A 564-nucleotide genomic window follows, 5' to 3' on the forward strand; every position below is an offset into this window, starting at 1 on the left:
CTCTGATTTACGACCAAACAAACGGTCGCGCAGCAACTTGATTTGTTCTTTCAGGTCGAGGATCTGACTGTGTTGAACACGGCGTTCCGCAAGCAGTATTTGCTTGAGTAGAGCAGGGTCATCAGGAAGATCATCGGGCATCGAAATCATGCCCGGATTATACCCGTCAGGCGACGAATCTTGGAGTCAGAACTTGATGAGGCCGGTTGCGCCACAGATCAAAGCCGTCGAGCATCCAGTTCAGTTCCTGAACCGTCAGCACAATCGCTTCGTCGCTTATATCAGGCGATGTTTTGAAGCGCTCGGCTTCCAGGCGCTTGAGCCAAAGGCAGAAGCCGTTTCGCTCCCAATACAACACCTTGACCCGATTACGGGTCTTGTTAAGAAAAACAAAAAGTACCGGATCGAACACTGCAACCTTGATATCCAGCTCGACCAAAGCGGTGAGGCCGTCGATAGATTTTCTGAAGTCCACGGGCTTGGGATAGAGGTAGACTTTCTCGACTTTGGCGTCGGGTCGCATCATGGTGCTGGCTCCTGAAGGAAATCGGGAGCAAAGCATCA

1 protein-coding gene is annotated in these 564 nt (G+C 51.4%); it reads right to left on the reverse strand.

What is annotated here, in order from left to right; genetic code table 11:
• Positions 1–166 precede the first annotated feature (166 nt).
• Complete coding sequence (tnpB, locus tag ACXPVS_RS27385; RefSeq protein ID WP_339435771.1) at positions 167–526, reverse strand: IS66 family insertion sequence element accessory protein TnpB; 360 nt, start codon at positions 524–526, stop codon at positions 167–169.
• Between the last annotated feature and the right edge of the window lie 38 nt (positions 527–564).

This window comes from Pseudomonas sp. Ma2-10 (genome assembly GCF_054330215.1).

Excerpts from the sequence above, each read along its gene's own strand:
- tnpB (WP_339435771.1), bottom strand. The coding sequence starts at position 526 with ATGATGCGACCCGACGCCAAAGTCGAGAAAGTCTACCTCTATCCCAAG.